Here is a 15,671-nt window from a genome sequence, read left to right on the forward strand (position 1 = left end):
ACCCAACGCCCACCGACCCCCCACCCAACGCCCAGCGCCGAAATTTCCCGAATTCTCGTTGACATCTGAGCGCACGCTCATATAATCGTTGTTGTCCAGAACATATGAGCAATTGTTCAGATGTTCAGAACAACCAAGAGCACAGAAGGACAGCACAGAGAAGGGAGGACACGTGGCAGAGGAGATCGCCGTCGGCGAGACCCCGTCGGAGATGCCGGACGAGGAGCTGCTCTACGACCTCGCCGACCTCTTCAAAGTCTTCAGCGACACCACGCGCATCAAGATCCTCTTTGCGCTCATGGGCCGCGAGCTCTGCGTGGCCGACATCGCCGAGGAGACGGGCACCACCCAGAGCGCCGTCAGCCACCAGCTGCGCACGCTCAAGTCGGCGCGGCTCGTGCGCTTCCAGCGCGACGGTCGCAACGTCCTCTACTCCCTGGCCGACGACCACGTCTACACGATGCTCAACCAGGGCATGAGTCACATCTGCGAGTAACGGAGGCGGGGCGGCGCCCCGGAAGGCGAAAGGAAAGCACCATGCGTAAGTCATTCAAGCTCGACGAGATCGACTGCGCCACCTGCGCACAGAAGCTCCAGGACGCCATCGCCAAGGTCGAGGGCGTCGAGAAGGCCAGCGTCAACTTCCTCACGCAGAAGCTCACGCTCACTGCGCCGGACGACCGCTTCGACGACGTCCTCAACCGCGTGGTCGCCCTCGCCGCCGACCTCGAGCCCGACTGCGAGATCGTCCGCTAGCATCCCGGCCGCCGCGCGCGGCCTTTCTCGTTGGCAACATATGCACGTGTGTTCATAGGTTCATTTGGAGAGGCAGCATGAACAAGAAGCAGAGGCGCTGGCGCAACCGCATCATCGCGGCAATCGTCATCTTCGCCGCCATCATGGTCGTGGACAAGACGGGGCTTCTCGCCCAGGCGTTTGGAGGGGCCGCCACCTACGTGGCCTTTGTCCTCTACCTGATTCCGTTTCTGATCTCAGGACATGACGTCCTGGTCAAGGCGGCGCACAACATCCGTCGCGGGGAGGCCTTTGACGAGGCCTTCCTCATGACCGTGGCCACGATCGGCGCCTTTGCGACGATCCTGTTCCCTGACACCGAGTCCCAGGCTGCCGAGGGCTGCGCGGTCATGCTGTTCTACCAGGTCGGCGAGCTCTTCCAGAGCTACGCGGTGGGCAAGAGCCGCAAGTCCATCTCGGCGATGATGGACATCGCGCCCGACTACGCCAACGTCGAGCGCAACGGCGAGCTCGAGCAGGTCGACCCCGACGAGGTGGCCGTGGGCGACGTGATCGTGGTGAAGCCCGGCGAGCGCATCCCCATTGACGGCGTGGTCACCGAGGGCGCAAGCCAGCTCGACACCGCCGCGCTCACCGGCGAGTCCGTCCCGCGCCACGTCGAGGTGGGCGCCGACGTCATCTCCGGCTGCATCAACATGACCGGCATGCTCCACGTCCGGACCACCAAGCCCTTCGGCGAGTCCACGGTCTCCCGCATCCTCGAGCTCGTGGAGAACGCCAGCGAGAAGAAGGCCAAGACCGAGAACTTCATCACGCGCTTCGCGCACGTCTACACGCCCGTCGTGGTCTTCGCCGCGCTCGCGCTGGCCGTGATCCCGCCGCTTCTGGGCATGGGCCCCTGGACCGACTGGGTCATGCGCGGCCTCACCTTCCTCGTGGTGTCCTGCCCGTGTGCGCTCGTGATCTCGGTGCCGCTCAGCTTCTTCGGCGGCATCGGCGGCGCGTCCAAGATCGGCGTGCTCGTGAAGGGCTCCAACTACCTGGAGCTGCTCTCCAAGGTGGACACCGTGGTCTTTGACAAGACCGGCACCCTCACCTCCGGCACCTTCAACGTGGTGGCCGTCCACCCCGAGGCCGGCGTGGACCCCGACTACGTGCTCTCCAACGCCGCCTACGCCGAGGCCTTCTCCGACCACCCGATCGCCGTCTCGGTGCGCGCGGCCTACTCCGGCAAGATCGACCAGACGCGCATCACCGACGTGCGCGAGGAGTCCGGCCACGGCGTGTCCGCGCACGTCGACGAGCACGTGGTCATGGTCGGCAACGACAAGCTCATGGCCGAGCACGGCGCCGACTGGCACGAGTGCGACCTCACCGGCACGATCCTGCACGTCACCGTCGACGGGAAGTACGCCGGCCATATCGTGATCGCCGACGTGGTGAAGGACGACGCGGCGCAGACCATCGCCGACCTGCACGCGGCCGGCGTGCGCAAGTGCGTCATGCTCACCGGCGACCGCCGCGACGTGGCCGAGGCCGTGGGCGCGCAACTGGGCCTCGACGAAGTGCACGCGCAGCTGCTCCCCGAGGACAAGGTCTCCGAGGTGGAGCGCCTGCTCGCGGACGAAGCCGACGGCCACAGGCTCGCCTTCGTGGGCGACGGCATCAACGACGCGCCCGTGCTCATGCGCGCCGACGTGGGCATCGCGATGGGCGCGATGGGCTCCGACGCCGCCATCGAGGCCGCCGACGTGGTCCTCATGGACGACCACCCCTCCAAGATCGCCCGTGCGATGCGCGTCGCCCGCAAGACCATGCGCATCGTCTGGCAGAACATCGTCTTTGCCCTGGGCGTGAAGATCCTCATCCTCGTGCTCGCGGCCGTGGGCGTGGCCAACATGTGGCTTGCCGTCTTCGGCGACGTGGGCGTGGCCATGATCGCGATCCTGAACGCCATGCGCGCGATGCATGTGGAGAAGTAGCCGACGAGAAGAGCGCGACCGCTGAGCGCGTCGAAAAGAAGCACCGAAAAAGCCCGCGCGGCGAGAAGAACGTTCTTCTCGCCACGCGGGCCTCTCTATGCAGGATCCCGCGCCAGTCGCGCCCGTGAGCGCCCGGCCTCGCCAGCCCGTATCGCCCCGCGCCAGTCGCGCTCGGGTGCACCCGCGAGTACCCGGCTGCGCCGGATTGCCGGGGTTTGTGCGAAAGCGGTGCCAAAATCGAGGGGGTTGTGCGCTCTACGGCGCACAGGGGAGCCGATTCTGGCGGCGCTCACGCACACACCCCGGCAATCCGGCGCACGTCCGGCGCACGCACAAACCCCCGAATTCAGGCACCAGGTACTTCTCGCCAGGAAATGGGCGGCAAGGTGGGGTGGGGCTCGGCTCTCGTCAGCAGACGCGGTCCGCGTCGGTGATCGGGCGCACCACGCGGCAGGGACTGCCCATGGCCACCACGCCGGACGGGACGTCGCGCGTGATGAGGCTGCCCGCGCCGATCACCGAGCCCGAGCCGATGGTCACGCCAGGCATCACCTTGACGTCCCCGCCGATCCACACGTCGTCGCCGATCGTGATCGGCAGCGCGATCTCGAGGCCGCGGTTGCGCTCCTCGGCCACGAGCGGGTGCTGCGCCACGTACGCGCCGAAGTTGGGCCCGATGAACACGTGGCTGCCGATGGTGATCGGCGCGCCGTCCATGAGGTAGGCCCCGTGGTTGAGGAAGCTTCCGTCGCCGATGCGCACGTTGTAGCCGTAGTCCACGTAGAAGGGCTCGAGGATCGTGACGCCCTCGCCGAGCGAGCCCAAAAGGTCGCGCAGGATGGCCTCGCGCTCGGCCGCCGCGCTCGGCGGCAGCTGGTTGAGCTGGTGACAGGCCTCGTCGGCGCGGGCGCGCTCGGCGAGCAGGTCGGCGTCAAAGTTGGCGTCGTACCAGAGGCCGGCATCGCGCTTTTCCTTCTCGGTCATGGGTCCTCCCCGGGTTCTTTGGGCCCGCGCCCTTCTGCGCCGACGCCCTCCGCACCCGATGTTCACACATTCGCTCGGCCGGCGCTTGCGGGAGACGGTTCTTCTCGCCCCGCTTGCCAGCTGATGTGGGGTGCCGCGGCCTTTGGACGGTGCTGCGCTTAGGGATTGAGGGCTGTCGCGGCCTACGGGTCCGATTGCGCTTACGGATTGCAGGCTGTCGCGCCCCGCGGGTCCGATTGCGCTTACGGATTGCAGGCTGTCGCGGCCTACGGGTCCGATTGCGCTTACGGATTGCAGGCTGTCGCGCCCCGCGGGCCCGGCTGCGCTTACGGATTGGAAGCTAACGCGCCCCGCGGGCCCCATCTCGCTTTGAAATGCGCGTCGTTACGCCCGAACTTCTCGCATTGCGTGCAACGGTCACGCGTTCGTAAGCATCGCAAGGCGCCGGAGGCGCACCAGTCCCGTTTTCAAAGCACCCCCGAACCCGCAGAGCGCACCAACCCCGCTTCTCAAAGCGCCGAGAAGAACGGGCGCCGCAGCACCCCCACTCCTCAAAGCACGGGCCCCGCCGGGACAGCCGCGTCCCGGCGGGGTGGCCCGTCTCGCTACTCCCCCACCTTGCCGCCGGTGTAGAGCTGCCAGTAGCGTCCACGCGCGGCCATGAGCTCGTCGTGGCTGCCGCGCTCGATGATGCGGCCCTGCTCCATCACGCAGATGAGGTCGGCATTCTTCACCGTGCTCAGCCGGTGCGCAATCACGAACGTGGTGCGTCCCTCCATGAGCGCGTCCATGCCCGCCTGCACGACCTCCTCGGTGCGCGTGTCGATCGAGCTCGTCGCCTCGTCCAGGATGAGCGCCGGCGGGTCGGCCACGGCCGCGCGCGCGATGGCCAGAAGCTGGCACTGCCCCTGGGAGAGTCCCGCGCCGTCACCAGTGATGAGTGTCTGGTAGCCCTGGGGCAGGTGCCGGATGAAGCCGTCGGCGTTCACGCGCCGCGCGGCGGCCACGCACTCCTCGTCGGTGGCGTCGAGCCTGCCGTAGCGGATGTTGTCCATAACCGTGCCGGTAAAGAGGTGCGTGTCCTGCAGCACCATGCCGAGGCTCCGGCGCAGGTCGCCCTTGCGGATCTTGGTGATGTTGATGCCGTCGTAGCGGATCTTGCCGTCGTCCACGTCGTAGAAGCGGTTGATGAGGTTCGTGATCGTGGTCTTGCCCGCTCCGGTGGACCCCACGAAGGCGATCTTCTGCCCCGGGCGCGCCTCGAGCGTGATGTTGTGGAGCACGAGCTTGCCCGGCTCGTAGCCAAAGTCCACGTCGTCCATCTCAAGCGCTCCGCGCTGGCGCACGTAGGTCACGGTACCGTCGGAGCGATGCGGGTGCTTCCACGCCCACACGCCGGTGCGCTCCTCGCAGGGCTCCACGCTCCCGTCCGGCAGCTCGCGCGCGTTCACGAGCTCCACGTAGCCGCGGTCCTCCTCCGGCTCCTCGTCCATGAGGGCGAAGACGCGCGCGGCGCCGGCGGCGGCCTGCGTCACGAAGCTCATCTGCTGCGAGATCTGCGTGATGGGCTGCGTGAAGTTACGGTTGAGACTCACAAAGCTCACGAGCGCGCCCAGCGTAAGTCCGCCCACGCCCCCGATGGCCATGGCGCCGCCCACCGCCGCCATCACCACGTAGGAGATGTTGCCGATGTTGGCGTTCACGGGCATGACGAGGTTGGAGATGCCCATGGCGCGGTTGGTAGCGTCGTGCAGCTGCTCGTTGACGCGGCGCATGTCGCGCTTGCTCTGATCCCTCGTGACAGAAGACCTTGATGACCTTCTGGCCGTCCATGAGCTCCTCCACGAGCCCCTCGACCTCGCCGAGCGATCGCTGCTGGCCGGCAAAGTACGGCGCCGACGCCCGCGAGATGGCAAGCGTCGAGAAGACCATGAGCGCCACGAGCACAAGTGAGAGCACGGTGAGCGGCACCGACAGCGCCACCATGGCCGCAAAGGTGACCACGAGCGTCACGCAGGAGTTCACGAGCTGCGGGAGGGTCTGCGCGTAGAGCTGGCGCAGGGTGTCCACGTCGTTGGTGTAGACGCTCATGATGTCGCCGTGCGGGTGCGTGTCGAAGTAGCGGATGGGTAGGCTCTCCATGTGCTCGAAGAGCTCGTCGCGGAGGCGCCGCATCGTGCCCTGGCTGATCGTGACCATGATGCGGTTGTAGGCGAAGGCGGCCACCACGCCCACAATGAGCACGCCCCCGAGCCGCACGAGGTAGCTCGCGAGCCCGGAGAAGTCGGTGGATCCCGTCGCGATCATGGGCTCGATGTAGACGTCGATGAGGTCCTGCGTGAAGAGCAGCGACTGCGCGGTGGCGAGCGCCGCCACGATGATGCAGGCCACCACCGCAGCAAAGGCCGCGGCGTAGTGCCTGAGCATGAAGCCGACCGCGCGCCTGAGCGCGGAGAACGAGAACGCCGTCCCGCGAGGGGCCGCGCCCGCACGAGCGGCGTGGGTGCTCGTCTGCGATGCCATCCCTAGGCCTCCTTTCCGGTTGCGGCGGACGCGTCCGCGGTGACGTCGAAGTCGCCGGTGCCCTCCGCCTGTGACTCGTACACGCTGCGGTAGATGTCGTTCTCGGCGAGAAGAACCTCGTGCGTGCCCACGCCGTCGATCCGCCCGCCGTCGAGCACCACGATGCGGTCGGCGTCCTCCACGCTCGAGACGCGCTGGGCGATGATGATCTTGGTGGTGCCGGGCAGGTGGTCGCGGAGCGCCTGCCGGATGCGCGCGTCGGTGGCAGTGTCCACGGCCGAGGTCGAGTCGTCGAGGATGAGCACCTTCGGGCGCTTGAGCAGGGCGCGGGCGATGCACAGGCGCTGCTTCTGCCCGCCCGAGAAGTTCACGCCGCCGCGCTCCACGCGGGTCTCGAGCCCGTCCGGCATGCGGCCGAGGAACTCGTCGGCCGCGGCGGCCCGGCACGCCTCCCAGAGCTCGTCATCGGTGGCGTCCGGCGCGCCCCAGTGCAGGTTCTCCGCCACGGTGCCGCTGAAGAGCACGTTCTTCTGGAGCACCACGGCCACCGCGTCGCGCAGCGCCTCGAGGTCGTAGTCCCGCACGTCCACGCCGCCCACGCGCACGGCGCCCGAGCTCACGTCGTAGAGGCGGCTCACCAGGTTCACGAGGCTCGACTTGCCCGAGCCCGTCCCGCCGATCACGCCGATCGTCTCGCCGCTCCTGACGTGCAGGTCAATGTCTCTGAGCACCGGCTCGCCGTCTCCGTTTGGCGTAGGAGAAGCTCACGTGGTCGAAGTCGATGCGCCCGTCGGGCACGGAGGTCACGGCGTCGGCCGGGTTCTCGATGTCGCTCTTCTCGTTCAGCACCTCGGAGATGCGCCGGGCGCTCGCCATGCTCATCGTGATCATGACGATGATCATCGAGAGCATCATGAGGCTCATGAGCACCTGCATCACGTAGCTGAACATGCTCGTGAGCTCGCCGGTGGTGAGCGAGCCGCCTACCACGAGCTGCGCGCCGAACCACGAGATGCCCATGATGCAGCCGTACACGGCGAGCATCATCGCGGGGTTGTTGAAGGCCACGGTGCCCTCGGCGCGCACGAAGAGGCGGTAGAGCTTCTCAGCCGCCGCGCGGAACTTCTCGTTCTCGTACGCCTCGCGCACGAACGCCTTGACCACGCGGATGGCGCCGACGTTCTCCTGCACGCTCGCGTTGAGGTCGTCGTAGGTGGAGAAGACCTCGTCGAAGAAGCGCGTGGCGAAGAACATGATGGTGCCGAGCACCACGACGAGGAACACGATGGCCACGCCGAAGATCGGCGAGAGGTCCAGGCTGATCGTCATGCACATGACGAGGCTCGAGACGAGCATGATGGGCGCGCGCACCGCCACGCGGATGACCATGAGCACGGCGGTCAGCACGTTGGTAACGTCGGTGGTCATGCGCGTGACGAGGCCGGCGGTGCCGAACTTGTCGATGTTGGAGAACGCAAGCGTCTGGACCTTGTCGAAGATGCTCGAGCGGAGCTCGGCCGCGTAGCCCGAGGCGGTTGACGCCGAGAAGTACGACGAGAGCACGCCGAACCCCAGCGAGAGCACTGCCATGACTAGCATGAGCGCGCCGTAGCGCAGGATGGCCCCCAGGTCGGCGCCCATGACGCCGCGGTCAATGACGGAGGCCATGATGAAGGGCAGGAACACCTCCATCACGACCTCGCCGACCGCCCCCACGATGGAGAGGGCCACGTCCCTCCGATAGCGCCCCAGCAGGGCGAGAAGTGAACCCATAGGCTACCCCCTGTGTCTTGGAACTGTCCAACGGAGGTAGCATTTCCAACGACACGGTGTTTGCACGCTGCTCGCCCGGAGCACACGTGCGGTGCAGCTCACCGACGAGGGCCACGCGTTTCTCGGCTACGCGATCGACATCCTCGAGCTCGAGGCGCGGGCACGCACGCAGGTCGCCCACGGCGAGGGGGTCGACGCGCACCGCCTGCGCATCGGCGTGAGCTCGGGCCTCGAGGCGCAGCTGCTCGTGTCCACGCTGCGCAGGCTCCACCAGGACGACCCCGCGCTCGACCCGGTGCTGCGGCTGGGGCCCTACTCGGCCATCGACGGCATGCTCGAGCGGGGCAGCGTCGACGTGGTGCTCGCCTACCGGAACCCCGAGGGCGAGCACGCGGGCGCCACCGCCTTCCGGCGGCTCCTCGACGCGGGGGTGGCCTGCGTCTGTTCCAGCGACCACCCGCTCGCCGGGCACGCGGGGACGGGGGTGGAGGGCGAGGAGCTGCTGGCCGCCGGGCGCATTGCTGTGGCAAACCCGCACGCCGCACCGGCGGCCATCACGCAGGCGCAGCGCTCCATCGGCCTCAGGATGAACGAGCAGCAGGTCATGATGTGTGCCAACGTGGAGGTGGCGCTCGCGCTGGCCCGGGCGGGGATCGCCTTCACCCTCATGCCCGACATCCCCGCCCTGCACCAGGACGGCCTCAGCTTCGTCCCCGTGCGCGGCGCCAGGCCCATCGCGCTGGGGGTCCGCGTGCGCCGTGGCCGGCAGCGGACGCTCGTCGACCGCTTCATCGAGGCCCTCGGCGAGGAGCTCGCGCGCGAGCCGTGACGGCGCGCCAGCGGTTGGGTGTGCTTACGGGAGGGTGCGCCTGTCAGACGCGCTTGCCAGGTGCACTCGTCAGGTGCACCCACAGTCGGGTGCACTTAATCGCAAAACCACGTTTTTCGGTGCACTTGACGCGTTTTCGAGGCTCCGCGGAGTGCACTTGATGAGCTCTCCTCGCCCCGCGGGTGCACCTGACGCGCCACACATCGCCCCGCGGGTGCACCTGACGCGCCCGAGCGCCCCCTACGCCGCTACCCCAGCCGACCGAGCTTGAGGCGCAGCACGCGCGCCACGGACGCGTCGACGCGCTCCCCAGAGAGCTCGCCTGACGTCACGGCGTCAAGCACCCCCTGGTAGGCGGCGTCGAGGTCGGCCGGCATGAGCACGATGTCCACGCCGGCGAGCAGCGCCTCCACGGCCAGGCGGTCGTCCGGCAAGCTGGAGGTGGCCGCGCCCATGCCCATCGAGTCCGTGATGACGACGCCCTCGTAGCCGAGCTCCTCGCGCAGGATCCCCGTGACCACCTCGGAGGAGACGGAGGCAGGGTCGTCGTCGCCGGTCACGTTGGGCAGGCTCAGGTGGCCCACCATGATCATCGGGACGTCCTCGGCGATGGCCGCCTCAAAGGGCCTCAGCTCCTCGGCGCGCAGCTCGTCGACGGTCTTCTCGCTGTAGATGCGGGCGTCGTGGGAGTCGCCGAGGGCGCCGCCGATGCCCGGGAAGTGCTTGGCGCAGCAGAGCATCCCGCCGTCCGTGAAGCCGCGGACCTGGGCGGCCACCATCGGGCAGACCGCGTCGGCCGTGGCTCCGAAGGAGCGCAGGCCCATCTCTCCGTTTGGATTGTTGGCGATGTCGGCGTCCGGGGCAAAGTCCAGGTTGAAGCCTAGGTAGCTCAGGTAGTCGGAGATGTGGGCGGCCACGTCGTAGGCCTGCTGCGCGTCCCCGGTGGCACCCACGTCGCACATGTCGCCCACGTTGTCCACGCCAAAGCCGGGGTTCCCGCCCACGCGGCTCACGGTGCCGCCCTCCTCGTCTACGGCCAGCAGCAGCGGCAGGCCCGTGACCTCGCGGCCGTAGGACATCGTGTTGGAGAGCATCTGACGCGTCTGGTCGGCGTCCAGCAGGTTGGCCGCAAAGTAGACGATGCCGCCGACGGGGCGCTCGACGAGCGCCGCGCGCGTGGCCTCACCGGCCGCGGTCTGCACGCTCACGCCCGTCACGGCCTCGGGGCGCACCACGAAGAGCTGCCAGACCTTCTGCTCGAGCGTCATGGCCGCCAGCCTGTCGGTAACCTCGGCCTCCAGCGGGTCGGCCGCGGGAACGTCCTGCTGGGGCGCGTCGCCGGAGTCAGGTGCGCCCGGCGCGGCGTCGGGGTCCCGCAGGGTCTCCGTGCCCGAGGCGGGCTGGCTCGTCTCCCGGTCGGGCGCGCACCCGGCAAGCACCGCAGAGACGCAGGACGCCCCGGTGGCGAGAAGGACCTCGCGACGGGTCCAGGCGGACTTCTTCGACATGCGGCTCCCTTCGGCCGTCCCCGCGCTACGCACGGGCCAGGCGGTCCTTCACGATCCCCATGAGAACGTCGCCGAGCTCGTGGCCGGCCACGCGCATCATCTGGGGAAAGCGGGAGTAGGTGGTGAGGCCCGGCATCGTGTTGACCTCGTTGAAGACGACCTCGCCCTCGGGCGTGACGAAGAGGTCTACGCGCGCGAGCCCCTCGCACCCAAGCGCCTCGTAGACGCGCGCGCCCGCCTCGCGGACGCGCGCAAGCACGTCTGCGGGCAGCTCGGAGGGGCAGCGGAGCTCGGTGTTGGCGGAGGGGTCCTTCTCGAGGTGAATGGCGAAGAAGCCGTCCTCGGGGACCACGATCTCGTCCGGCTCACCCATCCAGATGCCGTGCGCGGCGTCGCCCACCACGGCGCAGCCCACCTCGATGCCAGTGATGGCCTCCTCCACGGCGACCTTCTCGTCAAGCGCGAAGGCGGCCTCGAGGGCGCGCTCGTAGGCGGCCTCGTCGGCGGCGCGGGAGACGCCGATCGAGGAGCCGCCGCGCGCGGGCTTCACGAAGACGGGGAAGCCGCCGCACGACGCGACGGCGGCGGCGCGATCCTCGGGCGACGCGCCGCGCCAGAGCACCTCGCAGCGCGGGGAGCGCACGCCGGCCGCGGCGGCCAGGCGGTGTGCGGAGTCCTTGTCCACGCAGATCGAGCTCGCCATGACGCCGCAGCCCACGTACGGGACGCCGGCCACGTCAAGCGCGCCCTGGATCGTGCCGTCCTCGCCGCCCTGTCCGTGCAGGATCGGCAGCGCCACGTCAACGGCAAGTGGACGGGCCTCCCCGCCGGCGGGCAGCTCCACGAGGCCCGCGCCGGGGACGAGCGCCACGCCCGGGAGCGAGGCGTCGTCCTCCCACGCGGCGAGCGGGCTTGTGCCGGGGGGCACCAGATGCCAGGCACCGTCCTTCGTAATGCCAACGAGCACCAGCTCAAGGCGATCGCCGAGCACTGAGATCACGTTGTCGGCGGACTTGCAGGATATGTCGTGCTCGGTGGAGATGCCACCGAAGATGAGCGCAGCTCGCGTCATGGCGCGTCCTTTCGTCGTCTGTGGTCGCACCATTATACGGAGTGGCGTCGCCGTGCGACGTTCTTCTCGCCAGGCGGACGCGGCCGGTGGCGCGACGGGGCCGTGGCCGGCGGGGCGCAGCGGGAGCCAAGACGCACCCGTGCCCGGGCGGCTACTCCTCCGGGTAGCGCGGCGGCACGAGGCCCGCGCGCTCGAGCGAAACCACGATCGGCACCACCACGGCGAGCTGCAGCACGATGCCCGTGATGCCGGTCACGAAGGACGCCGTGACCCACGCCTCGAGGCTGTAGGAGCCGGCCGAGAAGACCAGCGCGTCGAGCACGCCGCGCACCACGCGGCCGGCGAGCATGGCGCCGACCAGGGAGACGTAGAGGTCGCGGCTCACGCTGCCGGTGCGGACGTGCTCGGAAAGCGCGCCGGAGGCCAGGCCGTAGACCACGAGCTCGCAGGCCATCGACGGCAGGATGGCGGCGGCGGGCATGCCGGTGAGCAGGCTGGAGAGCACGGGCGCCAGAAGGCCGGTGGCGGCCCCCGCTGCGGGGCCGGCCACCAAGCCGCAGATCATCACGGGGATGTGCATCGGCAGCCACACGCTGCCGGCGTTGGGGATGGAGTGGAAGGCCATCGGCAAGACGATGCCGATGGCGGCGCAGACGGCGGCTATGACGATACGCTTGACCTGGCTCACGGGCGTCTCCCCTCTTGCGCGCGGGGCTCGTCGTCGAGCCGGTAGCCGCGCGCCTCCATGGCAACGGAAAGCTCGTCCGCCCGCCGGAACGCGGACACGAAGATCGGAACGAGCAGCCGCACATAACTGACGGCTCGTCGCATAATACTACGAGAAGAGACGTCACCGCAACGTATGCGCTGCGCCCAGATGATCTGGCGACTCTCGCGCAGGAGCGTCGGCACAAACTGCACGGTCACGCCCACGGCAAGGGCCACCGGCTCCACGGTAAGGCCCAGCCGGCCGAGCGGCGCCAACAGGGAGCGCACGCCGTCGACGAGCTGCTGCGGGCGCGTGGTGGCGGTGAGCAGCGCGCCGAGCACGCCCACGGCCCCCACGCGCACGACGACGGTGAGCCCCTGGGCCGCGCCGGCAAGGGAGGGCGCGAGCGGGCCGATCGCCACCGGGGCGACGCTGGCAGGGGCGCCACCGACAGGCACACCACCCGCAAAGAGCGCGTTCATGACCAGTACGAGCAGCAGGAACCAGCGCATCCCCCAGAGCGGCGCGCACGCCCGGCGCCAGCCCACCCGCGAGAGCGCGACGAGCACCGCGCACCCGGCGCACACGGCGAAAAGCGCCCACCCGCGCGCCACGACCACGAGCACCGCGCAGGCGAGAAGCCCGACGAGCTTGGCCGCGGCCGGCGCGCGGTGCAGCGGCGAGTCCGCCCAGACGTATCCGGAGGCCGCCCTCATGAGGCGTCCCCCTCTCGGGCATCCGGTACGGCGGCGGGCGCAGGGCCGGCCGGCGCTGCGGGCGCAGAACCGTCCGTCGCCACGCCCCGCGCCGCGAGGATCGCGGCCGCGAGCTCGTCGGAGGTGAGCGGCGCGCCGGCCACGGGAAGGCCCGCGCGCCTGAGGGCCGCGGCCGCGCGGGCGGCGCAGGCGGGCTCGAGGCCGTGGGCGCGCATGAGCGCCGCGTCGCCGAGCGTCTCGCGTACGGGGCCGTCAATCGTCACGCGGCCGCCCTCCAGCGCGACCACGCGGTCCGCTGCCTCGGCGAGGACGTTGGCGTCGTGGCTCGCCAGCACCACGGTGGCGCCCGAGGCCGCCGCGGCGCGGACGGCCCGCACGCACGCGGCGCGCGAGTGCGGGTCGAGCCCGGCCGTGGGCTCGTCGAGCAGCAGAAGGCCCGGGCGCAGCGCCAGCACCGAGGCGATGGCCACGCGGCGCTGCTGCCCGCCGGAGAGCGCAAACGGGGAGCGTCGCCCCAGCTCGTCGAGGGAGAGCCCCATGAGCGCGAGCGCCTCGGCCGCGCGGTCTCGCGCGTCCTTCTCGCCCATGCCGCGGGCGCGCAGGCCGAAGCACACCTCGCGCTCGACCGTGGTCTCGAAGAACTGCCGCTCCGGGATCTGGAAGACCAGCCCGACCGCCGTTGAGAGCCGCCGCGCGCCCGCCCCGCGAGAGGCGTCCTCGCCGTCGACGAGCACCGTGCCCGCGTCCGGGCGCAGCAGCCCGGCCATGACCTCCAGCAGCGTGGTCTTGCCCGAGCCGGTCTGGCCCATGAGCCCGGTGACGCCGCCGGCAAGCTCCAGCGTCACGCCGGCAAGCGCCCGGGCCCTCTCGCCGGCCGAGGTGGAAAAGGAGAGGCTCACGTCGGAGAGAGTCAGCCGCACAGCGCCCTCACCAGCCCCTCCGTGGTGACCGGGCACGCCCCGCTGACGGCTCCGGCCGCCTCGAGCGCGCGCCAGGCGCGCACCGCGAGCGGCGCCTCGAGCCCGGCGGACGCGAGCAGCGCCTCGTCAGTGAGCACCTCGCCGGGCGCGCCGGCCGCGGCGACCTCGCCGGCGCGCATCACGACCACGCGGTCGGCGCGGGCGGCGATCTCCATGTCGTGCGTGATCCAGAGGACCGTGGAGCCGCGCTCATGGCGCACGGCCTCGACCGCGCGGGAGAGCTCGTCGCGGCCCTGGGGGTCGATCATCGAGGTGGCCTCGTCGAGCACGATCACGTCCGGCTCGCAGGCGAGCACCGCCGCGAGCGCCACGCGCTGCTGCTGGCCGCCGGAGAGCGCGTGGGCGTCGCGCCGCTCGAAGCCGGCGAGCCCCACCGCTGCGAGGGCGCGCGAGGCAGCCGCCTGCGCGTCCTCCCCGTCGGCGCCGAAGTTTCTGGGACCGAAGGCCACGTCCTCCCCTACCACCGACGAGACGAGCTGGTTCTCCGGATTCTGGAAGACCATCCCGCAGGCGCGCCGCAGCTCCCAGACGCGGGCGGGGTCGGCGGCGTCGAGGCCCGCCACGGTGAGCGAGCCGGCCTGCAGGGCGAGAAGGGCGTTCAGGTGCCGGGCGAGCGTGGTCTTGCCGGAGCCGTTCTCCCCGACGATGGCGACGAGCTCGCCGGCGGCCACGTCGAGGTCGACGCCGCGCAGGTCCTCGCGGCCGCGCACGTAGCTGTGGCGCACACCGCGCGCCCGCACGGCCAGGCCGTCCCGGCTGCCGCCCATCGCGCTCCCTCCCCGCATCCGCGCGCCGCGTCTCCCGCGCGGCACGACATGGTTAAATGACACAACGTCAGCTATTCTAGCAGCGCGCGACCGCCCCGCAAGCGGGCGCCGGGGCCCGCGGGTTCTTCTCGCCGGGCGATATGCCGTGGCGGGCGGCATCGGCCCCTCGCTTGGCCCGTCACCGTTATGCGTCCGAAAGGGCAACGCTTGCCCCCACGGCACCGCTCACCTGCGGTATCGTAGAGAAACCCACCACGACCAAAGGAGGACGCGTGCTGCGCTTTGAGAGCTACACCCGCCCGGAAACGCCCGAGGAGGCCCTGGAGCTGCTGCGCTCGGACCGCCGCGCCACCGTCGTCGGCGGCATGATGTGGCTGCGCCTCGCGGACCGCACCGTGCCTCTGGGCATCGACCTCTCCCGCTGCGGGCTCGACCACATCGAGGAGACCGAGGACGCCTTCGTGATCGGCGCCATGGTCACCCTCGGCCAGATGGAGCGCCACGAGGCGCTCTCCCGCGCCACCGCCGGCGTCCTCTCCGAGGCCGTCTCCGGCATCGTGGGCACGCAGTTCAGGAACCTCGCCACGGTGGGCGGCTCGGTGTGGTCGCGCATGGGCTTCTCGGACGTCATCTGCGCGCTGCTCGCGCTGGACACCGAGGTCGAGCTCGCCGGCGCCGGGCGCATGCCGCTCATCCCCTTCGTGGAGCGCGGCGCCGGGCGCGACGTCCTCACCCACGTCATCGTCCGCAAGCACCGCTACCGGGCCGCCTTCGCCTCCATGCGCCCCGCGGCCACGGACTTCTCCGCTCTCAACGCCGCCGCCGGCCTCTGGAGGGGCTCCTGGCACGTGGCGGTGGGCGCGCGCCCGCAGAAGGCGCAGGCCCTCACCGGCGGCGAGAGGCTGCCGCTGCGCGAGGGCTACTCGCCCACCGAGCTTGCGTCCGTGCTCTCCGCGGCGGCCGACCTCTCCTTTGGCTCCGACCTGCGCGGCACCGAGGCCTGGCGCCGCGCCGTGGCGCCGGAGCTTGTCCGCCGCACCCTTGCCGCCGCCCACGCGAAGGAGGCCTAGGC

16 protein-coding genes are annotated in these 15,671 nt (G+C 70.2%); 5 read left to right on the plus strand and 11 right to left on the minus strand.

Annotated features, from left to right (window positions below; all coding sequences use genetic code 11):
• Positions 1-211 precede the first annotated feature (211 nt).
• The 3 genes from H9X80_RS04605 (at position 212) to H9X80_RS04615 (ending at position 2,738) form a co-directional block, all read left to right on the plus strand.
• Positions 212-496 carry an ArsR/SmtB family transcription factor gene (locus tag H9X80_RS04605; RefSeq protein WP_204793241.1) on the plus strand — a complete coding sequence of 95 codons (285 nt, stop codon included), beginning with the start codon at positions 212-214 and terminating at the stop codon, positions 494-496.
• Positions 497-537: 41 nt separating this feature from the next.
• Positions 538-756: a cation transporter gene (locus tag H9X80_RS04610; protein WP_204793173.1), complete on the plus strand. Its 219-nt coding sequence runs from the start codon at positions 538-540 to the stop codon at positions 754-756.
• 77 nt (positions 757-833) lie between these two features.
• The gene (locus H9X80_RS04615) at positions 834-2,738 is read left to right on the plus strand and encodes a heavy metal translocating P-type ATPase (RefSeq protein ID WP_204793174.1); all 1,905 of its coding nucleotides are present in this window, start codon (positions 834-836) and stop codon (positions 2,736-2,738) included.
• Positions 2,739-3,146: 408 nt separating this feature from the next.
• Here the strand turns inward: H9X80_RS04615 and H9X80_RS04620 are convergent, their stop codons facing one another.
• The 5 genes from H9X80_RS04620 to H9X80_RS09115 all read right to left on the minus strand — a co-directional run bounded on the left by H9X80_RS04620 (position 3,147) and on the right by H9X80_RS09115 (position 8,018).
• A complete protein-coding gene (locus H9X80_RS04620) occupies positions 3,147-3,722 on the minus strand; it encodes a sugar O-acetyltransferase (protein WP_204793175.1) in 576 nt (191 codons plus the stop codon).
• 605 nt (positions 3,723-4,327) lie between these two features.
• Positions 4,328-5,389: an ABC transporter ATP-binding protein gene (locus H9X80_RS09100; RefSeq protein WP_342590873.1), complete on the minus strand. Its 1,062-nt coding sequence runs from the start codon at positions 5,387-5,389 to the stop codon at positions 4,328-4,330.
• On the minus strand, positions 5,301-6,245 hold the full coding sequence (locus H9X80_RS09105; RefSeq protein ID WP_239471632.1) for an ABC transporter ATP-binding protein: 945 nt from the start codon (positions 6,243-6,245) through the stop codon (positions 5,301-5,303). Before H9X80_RS09105 ends, H9X80_RS09100 begins: the two co-directional genes overlap by 89 nt.
• A 2-nt stretch (positions 6,246-6,247) precedes the next feature.
• Positions 6,248-6,976, minus strand: a complete 729-nt coding sequence (locus tag H9X80_RS09110) for an ABC transporter ATP-binding protein (protein ID WP_342590867.1) — start codon at positions 6,974-6,976, stop codon at positions 6,248-6,250.
• The gene (locus H9X80_RS09115; protein WP_239471634.1) at positions 6,960-8,018 is read right to left on the minus strand and encodes an ABC transporter permease; all 1,059 of its coding nucleotides are present in this window, start codon (positions 8,016-8,018) and stop codon (positions 6,960-6,962) included. Before H9X80_RS09115 ends, H9X80_RS09110 begins: the two co-directional genes overlap by 17 nt.
• Before the next feature lie 91 nt (positions 8,019-8,109).
• Here H9X80_RS09115 and H9X80_RS04635 point away from each other — a divergent pair, with 91 nt between their 5' ends.
• Positions 8,110-8,847, plus strand: a complete 738-nt coding sequence (locus H9X80_RS04635; RefSeq protein WP_204793176.1) for a LysR substrate-binding domain-containing protein — start codon at positions 8,110-8,112, stop codon at positions 8,845-8,847.
• Positions 8,848-9,095: 248 nt separating this feature from the next.
• Here the strand turns inward: H9X80_RS04635 and H9X80_RS04640 are convergent, their stop codons facing one another.
• From H9X80_RS04640 to H9X80_RS04665, 6 genes are all read right to left on the minus strand, one after another.
• Positions 9,096-10,355, minus strand: a complete 1,260-nt coding sequence (locus H9X80_RS04640; RefSeq protein WP_204793177.1) for a glycoside hydrolase family 3 protein — start codon at positions 10,353-10,355, stop codon at positions 9,096-9,098.
• 25 nt (positions 10,356-10,380) lie between these two features.
• A complete protein-coding gene (locus H9X80_RS04645; protein ID WP_204793178.1) occupies positions 10,381-11,427 on the minus strand; it encodes a D-alanine--D-alanine ligase family protein in 1,047 nt (348 codons plus the stop codon).
• A gap of 151 nt (positions 11,428-11,578) precedes the next feature.
• On the minus strand, positions 11,579-12,115 hold the full coding sequence (locus H9X80_RS04650; protein ID WP_204793179.1) for an ECF transporter S component: 537 nt from the start codon (positions 12,113-12,115) through the stop codon (positions 11,579-11,581).
• Positions 12,112-12,852: an energy-coupling factor transporter transmembrane component T family protein gene (locus H9X80_RS04655; protein ID WP_204793180.1), complete on the minus strand. Its 741-nt coding sequence runs from the start codon at positions 12,850-12,852 to the stop codon at positions 12,112-12,114. The genes H9X80_RS04650 and H9X80_RS04655 overlap by 4 nt, the downstream gene beginning before the upstream one ends.
• Positions 12,849-13,772: an ATP-binding cassette domain-containing protein gene (locus tag H9X80_RS04660; RefSeq protein WP_204793181.1), complete on the minus strand. Its 924-nt coding sequence runs from the start codon at positions 13,770-13,772 to the stop codon at positions 12,849-12,851. Before H9X80_RS04660 ends, H9X80_RS04655 begins: the two co-directional genes overlap by 4 nt.
• Positions 13,763-14,599, minus strand: a complete 837-nt coding sequence (locus tag H9X80_RS04665) for an ATP-binding cassette domain-containing protein (protein WP_204793182.1) — start codon at positions 14,597-14,599, stop codon at positions 13,763-13,765. Before H9X80_RS04665 ends, H9X80_RS04660 begins: the two co-directional genes overlap by 10 nt.
• Before the next feature lie 272 nt (positions 14,600-14,871).
• Here H9X80_RS04665 and H9X80_RS04670 point away from each other — a divergent pair, with 272 nt between their 5' ends.
• On the plus strand, positions 14,872-15,669 hold the full coding sequence (locus H9X80_RS04670; protein WP_204793183.1) for an FAD binding domain-containing protein: 798 nt from the start codon (positions 14,872-14,874) through the stop codon (positions 15,667-15,669).
• Positions 15,670-15,671 lie beyond the last annotated feature (2 nt).

The organism is Olsenella profusa (assembly GCF_016900315.1).
GTDB lineage: Bacteria > Actinomycetota > Coriobacteriia > Coriobacteriales > Atopobiaceae > Thermophilibacter > Thermophilibacter profusus_A.

What these genes read in the sequence shown, in the direction of transcription:
- H9X80_RS09105 (WP_239471632.1), bottom strand. Translation starts at nt 6,245, where the DNA reads ATGGCATCGCAGACGAGCACCCACGCCGCTCGTGCGGGCGCGGCCCCT.
- H9X80_RS04610 (WP_204793173.1), top strand. Translation starts at nt 538, where the DNA reads ATGCGTAAGTCATTCAAGCTCGACGAGATCGACTGCGCCACCTGCGCA.
- H9X80_RS09115 (WP_239471634.1), bottom strand. Translation starts at nt 8,018, where the DNA reads ATGGGTTCACTTCTCGCCCTGCTGGGGCGCTATCGGAGGGACGTGGCC.
- H9X80_RS04665 (WP_204793182.1), bottom strand. Translation starts at nt 14,599, where the DNA reads ATGGGCGGCAGCCGGGACGGCCTGGCCGTGCGGGCGCGCGGTGTGCGC.
- H9X80_RS04615 (WP_204793174.1), top strand. Translation starts at nt 834, where the DNA reads ATGAACAAGAAGCAGAGGCGCTGGCGCAACCGCATCATCGCGGCAATC.
- H9X80_RS04620 (WP_204793175.1), bottom strand. Translation starts at nt 3,722, where the DNA reads ATGACCGAGAAGGAAAAGCGCGATGCCGGCCTCTGGTACGACGCCAAC.
- H9X80_RS04655 (WP_204793180.1), bottom strand. Translation starts at nt 12,852, where the DNA reads ATGAGGGCGGCCTCCGGATACGTCTGGGCGGACTCGCCGCTGCACCGC.
- H9X80_RS04640 (WP_204793177.1), bottom strand. Translation starts at nt 10,355, where the DNA reads ATGTCGAAGAAGTCCGCCTGGACCCGTCGCGAGGTCCTTCTCGCCACC.
- H9X80_RS04605 (WP_204793241.1), top strand. Translation starts at nt 212, where the DNA reads ATGCCGGACGAGGAGCTGCTCTACGACCTCGCCGACCTCTTCAAAGTC.
- H9X80_RS04645 (WP_204793178.1), bottom strand. Translation starts at nt 11,427, where the DNA reads ATGACGCGAGCTGCGCTCATCTTCGGTGGCATCTCCACCGAGCACGAC.
- H9X80_RS09100 (WP_342590873.1), bottom strand. Translation starts at nt 5,389, where the DNA reads ATGGCGGCGGTGGGCGGCGCCATGGCCATCGGGGGCGTGGGCGGACTT.